The 18,351-nt window shown below is 72.2% G+C and carries 15 protein-coding genes and 1 pseudogene; 7 read left to right on the forward strand and 9 right to left on the reverse strand.

Going from position 1 to position 18,351, the window contains the following annotated elements:
* Positions 1 to 16 precede the first annotated feature (16 nt).
* The 3 genes from ACFZAU_RS35890 to ACFZAU_RS35900 form a co-directional block, all read right to left on the reverse strand.
* Complete coding sequence (locus ACFZAU_RS35890) at positions 17 to 2,320, reverse strand: SpoIIE family protein phosphatase (protein ID WP_500555646.1); 2,304 nt, start codon at positions 2,318 to 2,320, stop codon at positions 17 to 19.
* A gap of 91 nt (positions 2,321 to 2,411) precedes the next feature.
* Complete coding sequence (locus ACFZAU_RS35895; RefSeq protein WP_499601948.1) at positions 2,412 to 3,632, reverse strand: PP2C family protein-serine/threonine phosphatase; 1,221 nt, start codon at positions 3,630 to 3,632, stop codon at positions 2,412 to 2,414.
* A gap of 306 nt (positions 3,633 to 3,938) precedes the next feature.
* Positions 3,939 to 4,520 (reverse strand): TMEM165/GDT1 family protein, encoded by a 582-nt coding sequence (locus ACFZAU_RS35900; protein WP_500555647.1) that lies wholly within the window; start codon positions 4,518 to 4,520, stop codon positions 3,939 to 3,941.
* Between the two features lie 332 nt (positions 4,521 to 4,852).
* Between ACFZAU_RS35900 and ACFZAU_RS35905 the strand changes: the two genes are divergently transcribed.
* The 5 genes and pseudogenes from ACFZAU_RS35905 to rny all read left to right on the forward strand — a co-directional run bounded on the left by ACFZAU_RS35905 (position 4,853) and on the right by rny (position 9,810).
* The gene (locus ACFZAU_RS35905) at positions 4,853 to 5,047 is read left to right on the forward strand and encodes a DUF3046 domain-containing protein (protein ID WP_499601946.1); all 195 of its coding nucleotides are present in this window, start codon (positions 4,853 to 4,855) and stop codon (positions 5,045 to 5,047) included.
* A gap of 134 nt (positions 5,048 to 5,181) precedes the next feature.
* Positions 5,182 to 6,336 carry an AI-2E family transporter gene (locus tag ACFZAU_RS35910; protein WP_500555648.1) on the forward strand — a complete coding sequence of 385 codons (1,155 nt, stop codon included), beginning with the start codon at positions 5,182 to 5,184 and terminating at the stop codon, positions 6,334 to 6,336.
* A 190-nt stretch (positions 6,337 to 6,526) separates the two neighbouring features.
* Entirely contained in the window at positions 6,527 to 7,660 is a 1,134-nt protein-coding gene (recA, locus tag ACFZAU_RS35915) for a recombinase RecA (protein WP_500555649.1), read from the forward strand.
* Positions 7,570 to 8,229 (forward strand): annotated as a pseudogene (recX, locus tag ACFZAU_RS35920) (recombination regulator RecX); the annotation flags it as partial. The gene recA and the pseudogene recX, both read left to right, overlap by 91 nt.
* A gap of 93 nt (positions 8,230 to 8,322) precedes the next feature.
* The gene (gene rny / locus ACFZAU_RS35925) at positions 8,323 to 9,810 is read left to right on the forward strand and encodes a ribonuclease Y (RefSeq protein ID WP_500555650.1); all 1,488 of its coding nucleotides are present in this window, start codon (positions 8,323 to 8,325) and stop codon (positions 9,808 to 9,810) included.
* Between the two features lie 81 nt (positions 9,811 to 9,891).
* Here the strand turns inward: rny and ACFZAU_RS35930 are convergent, their stop codons facing one another.
* The 5 genes from ACFZAU_RS35930 to ACFZAU_RS35950 all read right to left on the reverse strand — a co-directional run bounded on the left by ACFZAU_RS35930 (position 9,892) and on the right by ACFZAU_RS35950 (position 14,997).
* Positions 9,892 to 11,547, reverse strand: coding sequence for an FAD-dependent monooxygenase (locus ACFZAU_RS35930; RefSeq protein WP_500555651.1), 1,656 nt, complete (start codon positions 11,545 to 11,547; stop codon positions 9,892 to 9,894).
* Positions 11,548 to 11,652: 105 nt separating this feature from the next.
* The gene (locus ACFZAU_RS35935) at positions 11,653 to 12,501 is read right to left on the reverse strand and encodes an amino acid ABC transporter permease (RefSeq protein WP_499601939.1); all 849 of its coding nucleotides are present in this window, start codon (positions 12,499 to 12,501) and stop codon (positions 11,653 to 11,655) included.
* On the reverse strand, positions 12,498 to 13,145 hold the full coding sequence (locus tag ACFZAU_RS35940; RefSeq protein WP_499601938.1) for an amino acid ABC transporter permease: 648 nt from the start codon (positions 13,143 to 13,145) through the stop codon (positions 12,498 to 12,500). Before ACFZAU_RS35940 ends, ACFZAU_RS35935 begins: the two co-directional genes overlap by 4 nt.
* A 111-nt stretch (positions 13,146 to 13,256) precedes the next feature.
* Complete coding sequence (locus ACFZAU_RS35945; RefSeq protein WP_499601937.1) at positions 13,257 to 14,180, reverse strand: glutamate ABC transporter substrate-binding protein; 924 nt, start codon at positions 14,178 to 14,180, stop codon at positions 13,257 to 13,259.
* 40 nt (positions 14,181 to 14,220) lie between these two features.
* Positions 14,221 to 14,997, reverse strand: coding sequence for an amino acid ABC transporter ATP-binding protein (locus tag ACFZAU_RS35950; RefSeq protein WP_500555652.1), 777 nt, complete (start codon positions 14,995 to 14,997; stop codon positions 14,221 to 14,223).
* 291 nt (positions 14,998 to 15,288) lie between these two features.
* On the opposite strand from ACFZAU_RS35950, the gene ACFZAU_RS35955 reads away from it, so the two are divergent.
* Positions 15,289 to 15,996, forward strand: coding sequence for a response regulator transcription factor (locus tag ACFZAU_RS35955; protein ID WP_500555653.1), 708 nt, complete (start codon positions 15,289 to 15,291; stop codon positions 15,994 to 15,996).
* 14 nt (positions 15,997 to 16,010) lie between these two features.
* Entirely contained in the window at positions 16,011 to 17,399 is a 1,389-nt protein-coding gene (locus ACFZAU_RS35960; RefSeq protein WP_500555654.1) for a sensor histidine kinase, read from the forward strand.
* Here ACFZAU_RS35960 and ACFZAU_RS35965 read toward each other — a convergent pair.
* Positions 17,374 to 18,141: a GntR family transcriptional regulator gene (locus ACFZAU_RS35965; RefSeq protein WP_500555655.1), complete on the reverse strand. Its 768-nt coding sequence runs from the start codon at positions 18,139 to 18,141 to the stop codon at positions 17,374 to 17,376. The genes ACFZAU_RS35960 and ACFZAU_RS35965 overlap by 26 nt on opposite strands.
* Positions 18,142 to 18,351: the final 210 nt, after the last annotated feature.

Here is an 18,351-nt window from a genome sequence, read left to right on the forward strand (position 1 = left end):
TCAGGGCCCGGTGCCGTCAGGGCCCGGTGCCGCCGTCGGTCTGCGCCGGCGCCGGGGTCCGCAGCGTCTGCTCGGCCCAGATGGTCTTGCCCTCGGCGTGGTAGCGGGTGCCCCACTGGTCCGCGCAGCGGGAGATGATGAACAGGCCGCGGCCGCTCTCGTCCAGGGTGCGGGCGTGCTTGAGATGGGGCGCGCTCGCGCCCCCGTCGCTGACCTCGCAGGTCAGCGTGGCGTCCAGGACGAGCCGCAGTTGCAGGGGCGGCGCCCCGTACCGCACCGCGTTGCCGACCAGTTCGCTGACGATCAGCTCCGTGGTGAAGGCCGTCTCCTCGTCGACCCCCCACTGCGCCAGCCGGCGCCGCGCCATCGACCGTGCGATGGGCGCCGCCTCCGCGTCGCTCGGCAGCGGGCAGGTCAGCACCCGGTCGCCGGGGAACCCCCGGGTGCGGGCGAGCAGCATGAGCAGGTCCCCGGGCCGGCTGCCGTCGTTGACGGCGTACGCGAAGGCGTCGCTGAGCTCCTGCAACGGACCCCGGCCGTACCGCTCCAGCAGGCCGTGCAGCGTCCCGGAGCGCGGGTGCAGCAGGTCCGTCAGCGAGGAGGTGCCGAACAGCAGGGTGGTGCGGTCGGGCAGGGTGACCGTGGTCGCGGTGAAGGGGGCGTTGCCCGACTCGGCCAGCAGCGGTCCGGGGGAGACGGGCAGCGCCTCGATCGCGCCGTCGGGGAAGACGGCCACCGGCTGCGGGTGCCCCGCGAGGGCGATCGTGCAGGTGAGGTCGAGCGGGTCGTAGACGGCGATGACGCACTCCGCGGTCAGCGGCTCGCGGTGCAGCGGGTCCCCGGCAGGGAGCGCCGCCCGTTCCTCCGCGAGCCGGGTCGCCGTGTCGCTCAGCCGCGCCAGCAGTTCCTCGGGCTGCAGGTCGAGCGCGGCGAGGGAGTGGATGACCGTCCGCAACTGCCCCATGGTGGTGGCGGCCTCGACGCCCCGCCCCTTGACGTCACCGGCGACCAGGGCCGTCCGGGCGCCGGGCAGGGGGATCACGTCGAACCACGCCCCGCCGCCCTCCACGCCCGGCAGGTGGAGGTGGGACGTCTCCAGCGCGATCCGCGGCGACGGCCGCTGCGGCAGCAGCCGTCGCTGCACGGTCGCGGCGATGGTGCGCTCGCGGGTGAAGCGCCGGGCGTTCTCGATGCACAGCGCCGCGTGGGTGCACACGTCCAGCGCCAGCCTCACGTCGTCCTCGTCGAAGAGGTCCTCGTCGTCGTGCCGGTAGAAGCTGACCAGGCCCAGCGCCTCACCGCGCACCGCCAGCGGCGCCACGATCATGGAGTGCACGTTCTGCCGGCGGATCGCGTCGGCGCGGGCCGGGTCCGCCGCCAGCCACATGGTGTCCTCGTCCACCGGGACGAGCCGCGGCTTCAGATCGGCCAGCACGCGGGCGAACGGGGTGCCGTACGGCGGGTGCCGGACGTCGCCCACCGGGTACGCCGACACCTTGCCGCGGTAGGCGGCCCTGCGCAGCGGCACGTCCCGGTCGACGGGGACCAGTGGCGGCACCTCGCCCCGCACGACGTCCTCCACGACCTCCACCACCACGATGCCGGCGAACGCCGGGACCACCGCCTCCGCCAGTTCCTCGCAGACCGCCACCACGTCCAGCCGCTGGCCCACCCGTTCCCGCACCGAGTCCAGCACGGCCATCCGCCGGCGGCTCGTCTGCCGCTCGGTGACGTCGGAGGCCGCGGCCACCAGTCCCAGCACCTCGCCGTGCGGGCCCTCCAGACGGAAGACGGAGGAGAGGTACATGCGCCGGCGCGGCCGCCCCTCGCCCAGCGCGCCGCGCACCAAGCGGTTGAGCACCGGTTCCCCCGTCTCCAGCACCCGCCGGGCGACCTCCTCCTCCGTCACCGGGTCGTCCAGCCGGAACACCTCGCCGAAGGGCCGTCCCGGGCTCAGCGGCGTGTCGTGCAGCGCCCGCGTCGCGCTGTTCATCCGCACCAGGCGCAGCTGGTCGTCGAGGACGTGCAGACCCACCGGGGCCTGCGTGAACATCACCTTCAGCAGCGCGGCGTCCCGCTCGCCCAGGGTGTTGCCGCCGCCCGCGCGCACCTCCCACACCACGGAGGCGCCGCGTAGGAGCGGCCGGACGAGCAGCTCGCTGCGGGCCAGGGCGGAACCGGGCTCGCGCACGAGGTCGGCGACGGGCCGTCCCACGGCGCCCTCGGCGGGCAGGCCGGACAACTCCTCGGCCCCCGGCCGCCACTCCACCACCCGCCCGTCCTCGTCGACGAGCAGGAGCACGTCACCGCCACCCGCCATCCGCACACACCTCCCACCTCACCCTCCCCCACCCCACCAGCCCCCGCACCCCGGCGTTTTCCCCGGGGGACGGCCCGCGGCCGGGACCGCGTCAGGAGGTGAGGAGCCGCTCGTCGGACGGTGCGGGGGAGGGCGAGGGGAACCCGTCGCCGTACCGCACCGCGATCATGGCGATGTCGTCGTCGAGCTTGACGGCGCCGCCGCCCACGTGCAGGGAGAGCCCGTCGAGCACGTGCTGGAGCAGCTCCTCCGGGCGGGAGCCCGGCCAGGCGGCCACGTGCGCCCCCAGGTCGTAGAACTGACCGGCGTCGTTGCGGGCCTCGATGGCCCCGTCGGTGTAGAGCAGCAGCGTCGCCTCGTGGCCGAAGGGGAAGGTGTCGACGACGTAGTCGTCGGCGTTCAGGCTGCCCAGGCCGAGCGGGGGAGCGGGCACGGCCGGCGACAGCAGCAGGGTGTCGGAACGCTGCGCCATGTAGGGCGGGGGGTGTCCGCAGTTGACCATGTGGATTTCGGCGCAGTCGTCGGGGACCTCCAGGACCAGCGCGGTGATGAACCGTTCCACGGCGTCGCTGTCGGTCCGCCCGGTCTCCTCGAAGTGGCCGCGCACCGCGTGCTCCAGGTCGGCCACCAGCTCCGGGAGCGAGCCGAACTTGCGGGCGGCCCCCCGGAACGCGCCGAGCAGGGCCTCCGCGTCCTCGACCGCCGGCAGCCCCTTGCCCTTGACGTCCCCGATCAGGAAGCGCACCCCCGCGGCGCTCCTGGCCACCGCGTACAGGTCCCCGCCGATCTGCGCGTACGGATGGGAGGCGTGGTACGTCGCCCGTACGAGCAACGGCCCGATGCGCGGGGGCAACGGGCGCAGCAGGACGCGCTGGATGGTGTCGGACACGATCCGCACCTCCATCAGCTCCCGGACGCTGCGGTCACGGATGCTGCGGGAGGCGATGACGAAGGCCGAGACGAGGAGAATCTCCAGCTGGTGCACGGCAGGTATGGAGGTGCCGAGCAGGTCGTCGTGCACGTCCAGCACGAAGGCGGCGACACAGGACAGCGCGGCGCTCAGGGTCGTCGTCCCCGGCCCCGCCAGCACGGCCGTGGTGGCGGGGACCACCACCATCAGCGAGGCGAGGTGCTCTGTGGGCGGCAGGATGAAGCCGGTGACGACGATGGAGCCGATCATGAACAGCGCCAGCGCCAGCGGCCCGTGGCCCTGGGTCACCTGCGTCACCCAGGAGGGGCCGGTACCGGAGCCGGGCGGAGCCGCCCGCCGCCCGGGCAGCCGCCGCAGGCGGTGCGTGAGACTGTCCTTCATCGCGGCTCCGGGTCCCCGCCGGGGCCTGGAGCCGGAGCACGAAGGTCGTCCTCCAGCGCTGCCGATCGCATACACCGAATGTACGCCCGCCAAACATCTCGGGTCATCACGGTGCTTAATGGTGCCATTCGGAAAAAGCGGACGAAACGCGGAAGTGTGACGGGTGGTGGGCCCGCGGAGGGGACGGGGACCGGGCGACGCCCGCCCGGGAACGGCGCCCGGTGGCCCGGACGCCGGCCCGTGAGCGGCAACGGACGCCGGCCCGTGAGCGGCCCGGACGCCGGCCCGTGAGCGCCCGCTGAACCGTCAGCCGGTGAAGGCCTCGACCAGGGTCCAGGCGGCCAGCCCCGCCATGCAGACGCCGCCGACCCGCTGGATGGTCTTCAGCGGGACCTTCTTGGCGATGAACCGGCCCACCACCAGCGCGAGGGCGGAGACCGACATCAAGGCGGCGGCCGAGCCGATCGCGGTCGGCAGCCAGCCGTTGGTGGCGGCCAGGTTGGCGGTGGTGATCTGCGTGAGGTCGCCCCACTCGCTGATGAACACGGCCGTGAAGGCGGTGGAGTACACCGGCCAGAAGCCGGTCACGGTCCTGCCGGCCTCGTCGTGGTCGTCGTCGCCCCCGTCCCGCAGCAGCACCACGGCGCCGAAGGCGAACAGGGCGGCCGAGACGAGCTTCACCGCCGTGTTCGGCAGCATGCCGATCAGGCTGCCGGCGCCGACCGCGATGGCCACGTGCACGATGAAGGCGGTCGAGGTGCCGAACCAGACGTACAGCGGCCGCATGCGCGTGCCCATCGCCAAGGAGGCGAACATCGTCTTGTCCGGGAGTTCGGCGAGGAAGATCAGCCCGAAGGCGGTGACGAGCGCCAGGGGGTCGAAGGTCATTCCCGTGCTTTCTGCTGGGGCCGGACCGCGGACTCGACGGCACCCAGGGGGCGACGGGGAAGCGCCAACGGCCCGGCACGACGGAGCGGCCCGCACGGAGGCGCGGACCACGTCTTGCTTGGCCGAAGGTCTCGTCCACCCCCGCACCAGGTGCGGCGGCCCGGTGGCCGGGACGTCCACGGACGTCCAGTGTGTCGACCAGCCGGTATTGCGGGACTACTCCCCTTCGCTTCACCCAGTGTACCCAACGCTCCGGCCGGCCCTGGGCGGCGGGCGGGTGCGCCGGTGTGCGACGCCCGCACGTTCGGCCCGCGGCGCGGGATACTGGGCGCATGAAGCTGACGGTGTTCTGGGAACGGATGCGCGCGCACTTCGGCGAGGCGTACGCCGACTCCTTCGCGCGCGACCACGTGATGTCCGAGCTCGGCGGCCGGACCGTGCACCAGGCACTGGACGCGGGCTGGGCGACCAAGGACGTGTGGCGGGCGGTGTGCGCGGCCGTCGACGTTCCGGCCTCGCGCCGCTGAGCACGGGTGAGACTGGGGCCGTGGCGGGAAGCGACGAGACGATAGCCGGGGCGACCGAGGGTCATCGGTCGCCGGGGGATCCCGGGGAACCGGGAAGCGGAACGGGTACGGGGGAGGGGGCGGGGGGTTCGGCGATGCCGCGCTGGCTGCCGAAGGCGATGGTGCTGGCGATCGCGCTGCTGGCCGCCTTCCAGCTGGCGAACTGGGCGTTCCACCAGGTCATCGGATTGCTGGTGAACATCCTGCTGGCCTTCTTCGGCGCGCTGGCGATCGAGCCGGCGGTGGACTGGATGGCCGCGCGCGGCATGCGCAGGGGGTGGGCGACCGGGCTGGTGTTCCTGGCCGTGCTCGCCGCGGGCGGCATCTTCGTGGTGCTGCTCGGCTCCCTGCTGGTGGACCAGATCACCTCGATCGGCCGCAACCTGCCGGAGTACGTCGACGACGTGGTGGTGTGGGTCAACCAGACCTTCGGGACCGACCTGTCCGTCGGCAAGCTGCAGGAGAACGTGCTGCACTCCGACTGGCTGCGCAACTACGTGCAGCGGCAGGCGGGCAACGTGTGGGGGCTGTCGGCGACCGTCCTCGGCGGGGTCTTCCAGGTGCTGACGATCGGCCTGTTCACCTTCTACTTCGCCGCCGACGGGCCCCGGATGCGCCGCGCGGTGTGCTCGGTGCTGCCGCCGGCCCGGCAGACCGAGGTGCTGCGGGCCTGGGAGATCGCGGTGGCCAAGACCGGCGGCTACCTGTACTCGCGGGCGCTGATGGCGCTGATCTCGGCGGTCGCCCACTACGTGCTGTTCGTGGTCATCGGGGTGCCGTACGCGCCGGCGCTGGCGGTCTGGGTCGGCGTGGTCTCGCAGTTCGTGCCGACGGTCGGCACGTACCTGGCGGGGGCCCTGCCGATGCTGATCGCGTTCACGCAGGACCCGTGGGACGCGGTGTGGGTGCTGGGCTTCGTCGTGGTCTACCAGCAGTTCGAGAACTACGTGCTGCAGCCGCGGATCACCGCGCGCACCGTCGACATCCACCCCGCGGTGGCCTTCGGGTCGGTGATCGCCGGCACCGCGCTGCTGGGGGCGGTGGGCGCGCTCGTGGCGATCCCGGCGACGGCGACGCTGCAGGGCTTCCTCGGGGCGTACGTGAAGCGGTACGCGGTCACGGACCCGCGGGCGCACGGGCCGCAGCGGCGGCAGCTGCTCCGGTGGCGGTGGCGCCGGGACGGCGGGGGCAGTGGGGAAGACGGGGGCGGCGGGGACGGCCGGGGTGGTGCGGGCGACGGGGGAGCCTGAGGTTCGCGGGTCGCTTGACACGAAAATCGAACATCCATTCTCATGGATGTCGCGGGCCCGGTTCCCCGGGGTTTCCACGGACTCCCGTGGGGTTGTCCACAGGCCCGGGCGGCGTCGGGACGCATTGTCAGTGGCAGGCAGTAGCGTCATGGACGTGAAGCGAACGACTCAGACACCCAGGGTGGAACCCATGGCAGGAACCGACCGCGAGAAGGCGCTCGACGCCGCGCTCGCACAGATTGAACGGCAGTTCGGCAAGGGTGCCGTCATGCGCCTCGGCGACCGGCCGAACGAGCCCATCGAGGTCATCTCGACGGGATCCACCGCCCTGGACGTCGCGCTCGGCGTCGGCGGTCTCCCGCGCGGCCGCGTGGTGGAGGTGTACGGCCCGGAGTCCTCCGGCAAGACGACCCTGACCCTGCACGCGGTGGCCAACGCCCAGCGGGCCGGCGGCAAGGTCGCCTTCGTGGACGCCGAGCACGCCCTCGACCCCGACTACGCCAAGCGCCTCGGCGTGGACGTGGACTCCCTGCTGCTGTCCCAGCCGGACAACGGTGAGCAGGCCCTCGAGATCACCGACATGCTGATCCGCTCCGGCGCGCTGGACCTCATCGTGATCGACTCCGTGGCGGCCCTCGTGCCGCGGGCCGAGATCGAGGGCGAGATGGGCGACTCCCACGTGGGTCTGCAGGCCCGTCTGATGAGCCAGGCGCTGCGCAAGATCACCGGTGCGCTCAGCCAGTCCAAGACCACCGCGATCTTCATCAACCAGCTCCGCGAGAAGGTCGGCGTGATGTTCGGCTCCCCGGAGACCACCACCGGTGGCCGGGCGCTGAAGTTCTACGCCTCCGTGCGTCTGGACATCCGCCGCATCGAGACCCTCAAGGACGGCACGGACGCGGTCGGCAACCGCACCCGCGTCAAGGTCGTCAAGAACAAGGTCGCGCCGCCGTTCAAGCAGGCCGAGTTCGACATCCTCTACGGCCAGGGCATCAGCCGCGAGGGCGGCCTGATCGACATGGGCGTGGACCACGGCTTCATCCGCAAGTCCGGTGCCTGGTACACCTACGAGGGCGACCAGCTCGGCCAGGGCAAGGAGAACGCGCGCAACTTCCTGCGCGACAACCCCGACCTCGCCGACGAGATCGAGAAGAAGATCAAGGAGAAGCTCGGCATCGGCGTCCGGCCCGAGCCCGCGGGCGAGCAGCCCGCCGGTGACGCGGCCGCTCCCGCGGCGGTGACCGACCCGGCCAAGGCCGAGGCCGCGACCGTTCCGGCGCCCAAGGCCGCCAAGGCGACCAAGGCCGCGGCCGCCAAGGCCTGACGGTGGCGTCCGGGCACAAGGATCGTGGCGGCTCTTTCTTGTCGAGGGCCGAGCAAGAGCCGCCACCTGACCCCGTGGAGCAGGCGCGGGCGCTCTGCCTGCGCCTGCTCACCGGGACCCCTCGCACCCGCAAGCAGCTCGCCGACGCCATGCGCCGCCGGGAGATCCCGGAGGAAGCGGCGGAGCACGTGCTGGAGCGGTTCGAGGACGTCGGGCTGATCGACGACCAGGCGTTCGCCAACGCCTGGGTGGAGTCCCGGCACCACGGCCGTGGTCTCGCCCGGCGTGCCCTCGCCCGGGAACTGCGCACCCGGGGGGTGGACGCCGAGGCGATCGGCCAGGCCGTGGGGCAGCTCGACGCGGAGCAGGAGGAGGAGACGGCCCGCGCCCTCGTCGACCGCAAACTCCGGGCCACCCGCGGCCTGGAGAGGGAGAAGCGGATCCGCCGGCTCGCCGGGATGCTCGCCCGCAAGGGGTACGCGGAGGGGCTCGCCCTCAGGGTGGTCCGCCGCGCCCTGGAGGAGGAGGGCGAGGACCCGGAGTCGCTCGAGTACTACCTGCCCGACTGAACCTCCGTTGAGGTTCCTTGACCGTGCCTCTGAGTCGACCTAGCCTCACAACGGGTGAGGGATCGCGTCCTCAGAGATACGGGAGTTGGTGCCATGGGCATCGCGCTGGGGACCGAATCCGTGTTCACGGCCGTGGCCGTGGCGGTCACCGTGGTCGTCGCCGTCACCGCGGGCGTGCTGCTCCAGCGGCTCCGCGCCGAACGCGAACAGCTCAGGGCCGCGGCCGAGCGTGAGGCCCGGGAGATCCGGTCCGCCGCCAAAGAGGAAGTCCGCGAGATCCGGGCCGACTTGGAGCGGCGTGAGCAGCGGCTCGCCGACCGGGAGTCCCGCATCGACGCCGAGTCGGAGCAACTCCACCGGCGCCGCCGCGAACTGGCGGAGGAACGCGAGGAACTGGAGCGCCGCCGCGCCGAGCTCAACCGGCTGGAGGAGGAGCGGCGCGAGGTCCTGGAGCGCGTCGCCGCCTACACCGCCGCCGAGGCCCGCGCCGACCTCGTGCGGTCCGCCGAGCAACAAGCCAAGCGTGAGGCGGCGGTGATCGTCCGCGACATCGAGCGGGCGGCCCGCGACCGCGGCGAGGAACGCGCCCGGCGGATCGTCGCCGGGGCCATCCAGCGGGTGGCCACCGAGCAGACCGCCGAGTCCGTGGTCTCGGTGCTGCAACTGCCGGGCGACGAGATGAAGGGGCGGATCATCGGCCGCGAGGGCCGCAACATCCGTGCCTTCGAGGCCGTCACCGGGGTCAACCTCATCATCGACGACACACCCGAGGCGGTGCTGCTCTCCTGCTTCGACCCGGTGCGCCGCGAGGTCGCCCGGCTCGCCCTCGACGCGCTCGTCACCGACGGCCGCATCCACCCGCACCGCATCGAGGAGGTCTACGAGCGCAAGCAGGCCGAGGTCGAGCAACTGTGCGTGCACCACGGCGAGGACGCCCTCACCGAGATCGGCATCACCGACATGCACCCCGAACTGGTCACGCTGCTCGGACGGTTGCGCTACCGCACCTCCTACGGCCAGAACGTGCTCGGCCACCTCCTGGAGTCCGCCCACATCGCCGGCATGATGGCCGCCGAGCTCGGCATCGACCCGGCGGTGGCGAAGCGCGGCACGCTGCTGCACGACATCGGCAAGGCCCTCACCCACGAGGTCGAGGGCAGCCACGCCCTCATCGGCGCGGACCTGGCACGACGGCACGGCGAGTGCGAAGACGTCGTCCACTCCATCGAGGCCCATCACAACGAGGTCGACCCGCGGACCGTCGAGGCGGTCCTGACCCAGGCCGCCGACGGGATCTCCGGGGGCCGTCCCGGCGCACGGCGCGAGTCGCTGGAGAGCTACGTCCGCCGGCTCAAGCGGCTGGAGCAGATCGCCGCCGCGCACGCGGGCGTCGCCAAGGTCTTCGCCATGCAGGCCGGACGCGAGATCCGGGTGATGGTGCGCCCGGAGGACGTGGACGACATCCAGGCGCAGGTCATCGCCCACGACGTGGCCAAGCAGGTCGAGGAGGAACTCACCTACCCGGGCCAGATCCGCATCACGGTCGTCCGGGAGTCCCGTGCGACGGAGTTCGCCCGCTGAAGCGTCCCCGCCCGAAGGCCGGCACGGGACCGGCGGCCATAGCTGTGCGCCCGCTCCGGACCACCGCGCGGCCCCGGCCGGTCAGTGGGGGACGCGGTCCTGGACGGGGCTCGGGGGGCCGCCGCGGGCGAGGTCGGCGTAGGCGTACAGCTCGGTCGGACGGCAGCCGGTCATCACGGTCACCAGGTGGCCGTCCGGGCGGATCAGCAGCACGCTGTGCGCCGTCGACCCCGGATAGGCCTCCGTGACCAGCAGTTCCGCCCGGGTGGGCAGCGCCGCCACCGCCTTGGCCAGCCGCGGCATCAGGCCCGCGGTGAGCCAGTGGCGGCTCTCCCACACGCCGGTGCCCGGCGCGACCAGGACGACCAGCAGGTCACGCCCGAGGCGCTCGTACAGACGCGCCCGGGAACCGTCCAGCGCCGTGACCGGCACGTCGACCACCGCACCGCCCGGGGGAGTGGCGCAGGACCCGAGCAGCGGCGACGGCGCGGCCGCCGAGGAGGCCGAGGCCGCGGCGCCCGCCCCGCGGGGGGCGGGGAGCGCGAGCGGTGAGCGGGTGTAGACCGGGGGCGCGCCGAGCGGGCCCCGGCCAAGGTGGCCGTCGGTGAGCAGTTCGGCGTACCGCCGGGCGGAGCCCGACAGCACGGAACGCCGCACGGTGTGCCAGACACCGCTGGCCCGCAGCAGCGGCAGCACCTGGTCGGTGGCCCGCAGCCGCGCGCCCACCGCGCCGCGCCGCTCGGCCTGGTAGCTGTCGAGCAGTGTGTCCGAGGCCCCGTGGTGCCAGGCAAGGGAGAGCTTCCAGGCGAGGTTGTCGGCGTCGCGCAGGCCCTCCTCCAGGCCCTGCGCGCCCAGCGCGCCCATGAGGTGCGCCGCGTCGCCGGCGAGGAAGACGCGTCCGGCCCGCCAGCGCCGGGCCAGCCGCTGGTGCACCGGGTACTCGGCGGAGCCCAGCAGCTCGTACGGAGGAACGCTTCCGCACCAGGCCGTGAGGGTGCCGCGGATGCGCGAGACGAGCTCGTCGGAGGTGAGCGGCTCACCACGCGCGGGAAGCAGCCAGTCCAGCCGCCACACCCCGTCCGGCAGCGGACGGGCCGTCACCTCCGGGCCGGCGCCCGGCCCTGGGGGCTCGCGGTGCAGCAGTGCCACGCCCTCGTCGGGCAGCGCGACCCGCAGGGCGGCCACGGCGTGCCGGTCGACCGCCGTGCGGCCGGGGAAGCGCACGCCCAGCAGCTTGCGCACGGTGGACCGCGGGCCGTCGCAGCCGATCAGATGACTCCCGCGCCACCAGGTGGCGTTGGCGCCCTTGGTGCGGACGCTGACGCCGCGCCCGTCCTGCTCGACGGCGTCGACGCGCGCCCCGGGGACGATCCGCGCCAGCGCCTGCTCGGCCAGGGCCGCGCGCAGTCCGTGTTCCAGGCGCTCCTGCCCGATGTGCAGCGGGGAGGGCCCCTGGCCGCCGGAGGCGGGGTCGCCGAACTCCACCCGGACGGTCTCCTGGCGGCGGCGCAGCGTCCGCCACGCGTCCCAGGTGGCGCCGGCCTCGTAGAGACGCCGGTGCCCCAGCCGGACCAGGAGTCCGGCGGTCTCGGGACTGAGGACGGCCGTGCGTTCCGCGGGCAGCGAGGGCGCGTGGTCGTGCTCGTCCAGCACGATGCTCGGCACGTCGTGCCGGGCCAGGCAGAGCGCGAGGGCGAGCCCGACCGGACCCGCCCCCGCGATGATCACCGGGTCCACTGCGCGGTCCCGGGAAGTTGCTCAGTCACATTGCGTATGCAACCTACTGCGCGTGCGTGCGTCAAGTGACGACACCTGCCGCGCGGTGGTGCGCCTGGCGCACCGTCACTCCGCCGCGGCCTCCACCGCCTTGATGTCACCGGCCTTCGGCGGCGCGCCCTTGCGGCTGCGGCGGCCCTGGCGCTCGATCCAGTTGGCCAGGGCGCTGAGCGCCAGGCACATCAGGATGTAGATCGGCGCCACGATGATGATCATCGGGATGAAGGGGAAGCCCGCGCTGTTCTTCGCGATGAGGTTGCCGGTGTAGAGCAGCTCCTCGTACGTGATGATGTAGCCGAGCGAGGTGTCCTTCAGGGTGACCACCAGCTGGCTGATGATCGACGGCAGCATCGCCCGGACCGCCTGGGGGATGAGCACGAAGACCATGACCTGCGTCTTGCGCAGGCCGATGGCGTAGGCGGCCTCGCGCTGCCCCTTCGGCACGGCGTTGATGCCGGCCCGGAAGATCTCGGCCTGCACCGAGCCGTTGTAGAGGGTCAGCCCGATCACCAGCGCCCACAGCGGGGCCGAGGTGAAGACGCCCACGTACAAGGCGAAGATCATGATCAGCAGCGGCATCGCCCGGAAGAACTCCACGACGACGGTCGCCACCCAGCGCACCGGGGCGTGGTCCGACAGCCGGCCCGCCGCCAGTGCCGCGCCCAGCACCAGTGAGAAGACCGCGGAGAGCGCGAAGGCCTTCAGCGTGGCGAGCAGGCCGTCGACGATGCGCTGCTGGATGTCGGTGTACTGGAAGGGCTCCCAGAGGTACGCGGCGAACTGCCCGGAATCGTCGAGCCGCCGGTAGACGAACCACAGCAGGGCGAGGATCGCCAGGGCGGCGACCGCGCCGACGACCAGGTTGCGGACCTTGGCCCGGGGGCCGGGTGCGTCGAAGAGGACGTTCGCGCTCATCGGGCCACCGCCAGCCGGTTCTCGAGCAGTCGGAAGACCGCGCTGATGAGGAGGGTGATGATCAGGTAGGCGACCGCCACCCAGATGAAGATCGCGAAGATGTTGTAGCCCTTCTCACCGAGCGTCTTCTGCACGCTGAACAGCTCGAAGACGCTGAAGCCACCGGCGATCGCGGAGTTCTTGGTGAGCGCGATCAGCAGGCTGCCGATGGGCGGCAGCACGGTCCGGGTGGCCTGCGGCAGGATGATCAGCCGCAGGGTCTGGGTGAAGGTCATCCCGAGGCTGCGGGCGGCCTCGGCCTGCCCGAGCGGGACGGTGTTGATGCCCGAGCGCACGGCCTCGCAGATGAACGCCGAGGTGTAGCAGCTCAGGGCGAGCACGGCGAGCCGGAAGAAGCTCCAGGTGTTCAGCCCCAGGCGGGGCAGCACCAGCGCCGCGATGAAGAAGAGCAGGGTCAGCGGGGTGTTGCGCAGCAGTGTCACCCAGACCGTGCCGAAGGCGCGCAGCGGCGGCACCGGGGACACCCGGAACGCGGCCATGATCACCCCGAGCACCAGGGCGATCGCCCCGCTGAGCGCGGTCAGCTCCACCGTGCCGAGGAACCCCTCGCGGAAGAGCGCGAAGTTGTCCAGCAGTACGTTCATCGATTCTCCGAAAGGGGCGCGCCGACGGCCGCTCCTGGCCGCCGGCGCAACAGGCTCGGGCCGTGCCGGGGAGGGAGGACGGGACCCGGGTCAGGCCGGGTCCCGGCCGCTTCAGGACTGGAGCTGCGGGATCTCGGCGCTTACGCCGGACTTGCCGAGCGTGGCGTCGTACGCCTTCTTCCAGTCGCCGTTGTCCTCGTGGTTCTTCAGGGCGTTGGTGAGGGCGTCCTGGAAGACCTTGTCGTCCTTGGCCAGGCCGACGCCGTAGGGCTCCTCGGAGAACGGCTTGCCGACGACCTCGAGGTTGGCCGGGTCCTGGGCGGCGTAGCCCTTGAGGATGGCGTCGTCCGTGGTCACCGCGTCCACCTGGCCGGAGGCGAGGTTCTGCACGCACAGGGAGTACGAGTCGTACTCGACCGGCTCGGCGCCGTAGCCGCCGTCCTTGATGCGCTGGATGGAGGTGGAGCCGGTCGCCGAGCAGACCTTCTTGCCCTTGAGGTCGTCCGTGCTCTTGATGTTGCTGCCCTTCTTGACCAGGAGGTCCTGGCCCGCGACGAAGTACGGGCCGGCGAAGGAGACGGACTTCTTGCGCTCGTCGTTGATCGTGTACGTGCCGACGTAGTAGTCGACCTGGCCACCGGACAGGGCGGTCTCGCGGTTGGCCGACTGGATCGTCTTGAACTCGATCTTGCTCTCGTCGAAGCCGAGGTCGGCGGCGATCATCTTGGCGATCTCGATGTCGAAGCCGGAGTACTTCTTGCTGCCCGGGTCCTGGTAGCCCAGGTTCGGCTGGTCGGCCTTGACGCCGACGACGAGCTTGCCGTTCTTCTTGACCCGGTCCCAGGTCTTGGACCCGGCCAGGTCCACCCCGGTCTTGACGGTGTAGGTGGGCAGCTCGGCGGCGGCCGCGCTGCTGGAGCCGCTCTTGTCGGGGGTGCTCGAGGAGGAGGGCGAGCCCTCCTTGCCGCACGCGGTGGCGGTCGCGGTGAGGGCCAGGACGGCCAGACCGGCGGCGGCAGTGGTACGGAACCTCATGGTGATCATCCTTAGGGTCGCAGAACCGTCGGTGTCGGTCTCAGTGGTGAAGGATCTTCGAGAGGAAGTCCTTGGCCCGGTCGCTCCGGGGGTTGCTGAAGAACTGGTCGGGCGTCGCCTGCTCGACGATCCGCCCGTCCGCCATGAAGACGACGCGGTTGGCGGCGGAGCGGGCGAAGCCCATCTCGTGGGTGACGACCACCATCGTCATCCCGTCGCGTGCGAGCTGCTGCATGACCTCCAGCACCTCGTTGATCATCTCCGGGTCGAGCGCCGAGGTCGGCTCGTCGAAGAGCATGACCTTCGGCTCCATGGCCAGTGCGCGGGCGATCGCCACGCGCTGCTGCTGGCCTCCGGAGAGCTGGGCCGGGTACTTGTCCGCCTGGCTGCCCACGCCCACCCGGTCCAGCAGGGCGCGGGCGCGGTCCTCGGCGGCCTTCTTCCCCGTCCTGCGCACCTTGACCTGGCCGAGCGTGACGTTCTCCAGGACCGTCTTGTGCGCGAAGAGGTTGAAGGACTGGAAGACCATGCCGACGTCGGCGCGCAGCCGGGCCAGCTCCCTGCCCTCCTGGGGCAGCGGCTTCCCGTCGATCGTGATCAGGCCCGAGTCGATCGTCTCCAGGCGGTTGACCGCCCGGCACAGCGTCGACTTGCCCGACCCCGAGGGGCCGATGACGACCACCACCTCGCCGCGGCCGATCGTGAGGTTGATGTCCTGGAGCACGTGCAGCGCGCCGAAGTGCTTGTTCACGTCCTTCAGTACGACCAGGTCGTCGGGCGCCGTCACGGCGTCCTCGGTCACCGGCACTTCGGTCATCGGCGTGTGCTCCATCCTCGTCGGTTGACCAGACCTTGGCGATCACCCTATTGACGCCCGGCAAACGGAGTCAGCACATCTGAGGGGAACTTGAGCATCACGATCCGGTCACCGGCTGGAACAAATCCGGCACTGTGGGTGAGCCCGGCCGGTTGTGCAGCGTACCGGCTCCGTAACAGTCGCCACACAGGGCCGGGCGGCGCTTGACGCGCACGTGGCCCATCGGCGTGTATTCGATGGTGGAGCATGAAGGCGAAAGACGTCGAGCGCCGGGTCGCGGGAGGTGAACGGATGAGACTGCTGCTCGTGGAGGACGACCACCGGGTCGCCGCCGCGTTGTCGGCCGTACTGGCCAAGCACGGGCTGCAGGTCACCCACGCCCGCAGCGGCGAGGAGGCGCTGCACGCGCTGCTGCCCGACCACGGGCCCGGCTTCGACGTGGTCCTGCTGGACCTCGGCCTGCCCGACCAGGACGGTTTCGAGGTGTGCAGCCGCATCCGGCTGCGCACCGCCATCCCCGTGATCATGGTGACCGCCCGTGCCGACGTGCGGTCCCGGATCCACGGACTCAACCTCGGCGCCGACGACTACGTGGTGAAGCCGTACGACACCGGGGAGCTGCTCGCCCGCATCCACGCCGTCTGCCGCCGCAAGGCGCAGGAGGCGCCCGCGGGTCCGGAGGCGGAGGGCGCGGAGACGCCCGACGTGATCGTGCTCGGCCCGGTCCGGGTGGAGCCGGCCACCCGCAAGGTGACGGTCGACGACGAGCCCGTGGCGCTGACCCGCAAGGAGTTCGACCTGCTCGCGATGCTCGCGCAGCGGCCCGGGGTGGTCTTCCGCCGTGAGCAGATCATCAGCGAGGTGTGGCGGACGAGTTGGGAGGGGACCGGGCGCACCCTCGAGGTGCACGTGGCGTCCCTGCGGTCCAAACTGCGTCTGCCCTCCCTGATCGAGACCGTCCGCGGGGTCGGCTACCGCCTCGTCGTCCCCTCCGGCTAGGAGGCCGTTCCCCCGTGCATGCCCGGCTGCTGCCGCTGCTCATCGTGCTGATGGCCGGTGTGCTGCTGGCCCTCGGCTTCCCGCTCGCCGCCAGCCTGGCCGCCACCCAGCAGCAGCGGGTCGTCGTCGACCGCATCGACGACACCGCGCGCTTCGCCGCGCTCGCGCAGTACGTCAGCACCGACGGCGGCGGCGAACGGGAGAGCACGCTGCGGGCCGAGATGCTGCAGTACCACGAGGTGTACGGCATCAGGGCCGGCGTCTTCGACCGCGACGGCAAGCCGGTCACCTCGGCCCCGGCGGGCTGGACGCTGCCCACCGGCGGCGAGGCGTACAACGCGTACAGCGAGGCACTCGCCGGGCGGCGCAGCCACGACCCCAAGCAGATCTGGCCCTGGCAGCACCGCTCCCTGCCGGTCGCCTCCCCGGTCGTCCGGGACGGCGACGTCGTCGCGGTGGTGCTCACCGACTCGCCGACCGGCGCGATGCGCTCGCGCATCCTGCGCGGTTGGCTGCTGCTCGCGGCCGGTGAACTGGCCGCCATGATCGTGGCCGTCATGGCCTCGTTCCGGCTCACCGGCTGGGTGCTGCGCCCCGTCCGGGTGCTGGACCGGGTCACCCACGACATCGCCACCGGCCGGATGAAGTCCCGCGTGGCGGTCTCCGGCGGGCCGCCGGAACTGCGCCGCCTGGCCCGGTCGTTCAACGAGATGGCCGACAACGTCGAGGAAGTCCTCGACCAGCAGCGGGCCTTCGTCGCCGACGCCTCCCACCAGCTGCGCAACCCGCTGTCCGCGCTGCTGCTGCGGATCGAGCTGCTCGGCCTGGAACTGCCCGACGGGCACGAGGAGATCGCCTCGGTCCGGGAGGAGGGCAAGCGCCTCGCCTCGGTCCTGGACGACCTGCTGGGCCTGGCCACCGCCGAGCACGCGGAGGCCAACCTCGCCCTCACCGACATCGCCGCCCTCGCCGCGGAACGCGTCGAGGCGTGGCGGCCGGTCGCCGAGCGCGACGGCGTGGAACTCTCCTACGCCGGCGCCGCCGCCGTGACCGGCTGGGCGGACCCGGTGGCGCTGTCCAGCGCCCTCGACGCGGTGATCGACAACGCCGTGAAGTTCACGCCGGACGGTGAGGGCGTGACCGTCACCACCGCGCTGCGGGGCCGCCCCGGTGCCATCGACGTCACCGTCGCCGACGGCGGCCCGGGCCTCACCGAGGACGAGCTCGCCCGGATCGGCGACCGCTTCTGGCGCAGCCCGCGGCACCAGAACGTGGACGGCTCGGGCCTCGGGCTGTCCATCGCGCGGGTGCTGCTGACCCAGGGCGGCGGCAGCATCGCCTACGCCCCGAACGAGCCGCACGGGCTGCGGGTCACCCTCACGGTGCCGCGTACGGCTCCCTGAGCCCGGGACCGGCCTGGCGGGCCAGCGGATTGGACCCGATCGAGTTGTGGATGCTGAAGTTGACCGCGTCCGAGCGGTAGCGGTCGTCCGACCATTCCACCGGCCGGCCCTTCTGCGTGGTGGTCACCCGGCGCACCCGCAGCAGCGGGCTGCCCCGCCGCACGCCCAGCAGTTCGCTGTCCCGGGTGCCGGCCGCGACCGCGTCGATCAGGTGCTCGCCGTAGGCGAAGACCAGGCCCGTGTCGTCGTAGAGCCGCTGGGTGACGGACTCGCAGTCCGGCTCTATGCGCAGCACCGCGGGGGCGATCCAGTCGGCGTAGACCGTGCGCTCCACCAGGACGTGCTCGCCGTCGAGTCCGCGTACCCGCAGCACGTACAGGACGTCCGTGCCCGCGCGCAGGTGCAGGCGCGTGGCGTCCTCCGCGGTGGCCGGCCGGGTCTCGGTGCGGACCACGGTGCCGGAGGCGGCACGGCCCATGGCCCGCGCCCACTGCGCGAAGCTGCGCAGTTCCGCGAAGCTCTGGCTGCGCCGGCTGGCCAGCACGACGCGGCGGGCCCCCTGGCGGGAGCCGATCAGCCCCTCCGCGGTCAGCGCGGCGACCGCCTGGCGCACCGTGCCGCGGGAGACGCCGTACCGGGCGGCCAGTTCGGTCTCCGGGGGGAGCAGGGCACCGACCGTGTACTCCTCGTCGTCGATGGCCCGCCGGAGCTCCTCGGCGATCTCCTCGTGCCGCGCCGCCACCGCGTCCCCTTCCGTTCATGCACCGTCTGCGCACAACTTTGCCCAGCGTAGACGAGCTTGCCGCCGATCGCGCGAAGGGGTCGGCCGCTTTCCGGGCCCCTCGCGAGGCCCTTGGCCGAAAAGGGACGACTGCCCTCTGCAGGCTTGCCGGGGTTTTCCCGCCGTTTACGGAAAGGCCATTGACGCACGGCCTACTGAAGGCCAACTTGT

It is taken from the genome of Streptomyces sp. NPDC008238 (assembly GCF_042956445.1).
Classification (GTDB): Bacteria; Actinomycetota; Actinomycetes; order Streptomycetales; family Streptomycetaceae; genus Actinacidiphila.

Excerpts from the sequence above, each read along its gene's own strand:
- ACFZAU_RS35955 (WP_500555653.1), top strand. The coding sequence starts at position 15,289 with ATGAGACTGCTGCTCGTGGAGGACGACCACCGGGTCGCCGCCGCGTTG.
- ACFZAU_RS35905 (WP_499601946.1), top strand. The coding sequence starts at position 4,853 with ATGAAGCTGACGGTGTTCTGGGAACGGATGCGCGCGCACTTCGGCGAG.
- ACFZAU_RS35900 (WP_500555647.1), bottom strand. The coding sequence starts at position 4,520 with ATGACCTTCGACCCCCTGGCGCTCGTCACCGCCTTCGGGCTGATCTTC.
- ACFZAU_RS35945 (WP_499601937.1), bottom strand. The coding sequence starts at position 14,180 with ATGAGGTTCCGTACCACTGCCGCCGCCGGTCTGGCCGTCCTGGCCCTC.
- ACFZAU_RS35890 (WP_500555646.1), bottom strand. The coding sequence starts at position 2,320 with ATGGCGGGTGGCGGTGACGTGCTCCTGCTCGTCGACGAGGACGGGCGG.
- ACFZAU_RS35895 (WP_499601948.1), bottom strand. The coding sequence starts at position 3,632 with ATGAAGGACAGTCTCACGCACCGCCTGCGGCGGCTGCCCGGGCGGCGG.
- rny (WP_500555650.1), top strand. The coding sequence starts at position 8,323 with ATGGGCATCGCGCTGGGGACCGAATCCGTGTTCACGGCCGTGGCCGTG.
- ACFZAU_RS35935 (WP_499601939.1), bottom strand. The coding sequence starts at position 12,501 with ATGAGCGCGAACGTCCTCTTCGACGCACCCGGCCCCCGGGCCAAGGTC.
- ACFZAU_RS35950 (WP_500555652.1), bottom strand. The coding sequence starts at position 14,997 with ATGACCGAAGTGCCGGTGACCGAGGACGCCGTGACGGCGCCCGACGAC.
- ACFZAU_RS35910 (WP_500555648.1), top strand. The coding sequence starts at position 5,182 with ATGCCGCGCTGGCTGCCGAAGGCGATGGTGCTGGCGATCGCGCTGCTG.
- recA (WP_500555649.1), top strand. The coding sequence starts at position 6,527 with ATGGCAGGAACCGACCGCGAGAAGGCGCTCGACGCCGCGCTCGCACAG.
- ACFZAU_RS35940 (WP_499601938.1), bottom strand. The coding sequence starts at position 13,145 with ATGAACGTACTGCTGGACAACTTCGCGCTCTTCCGCGAGGGGTTCCTC.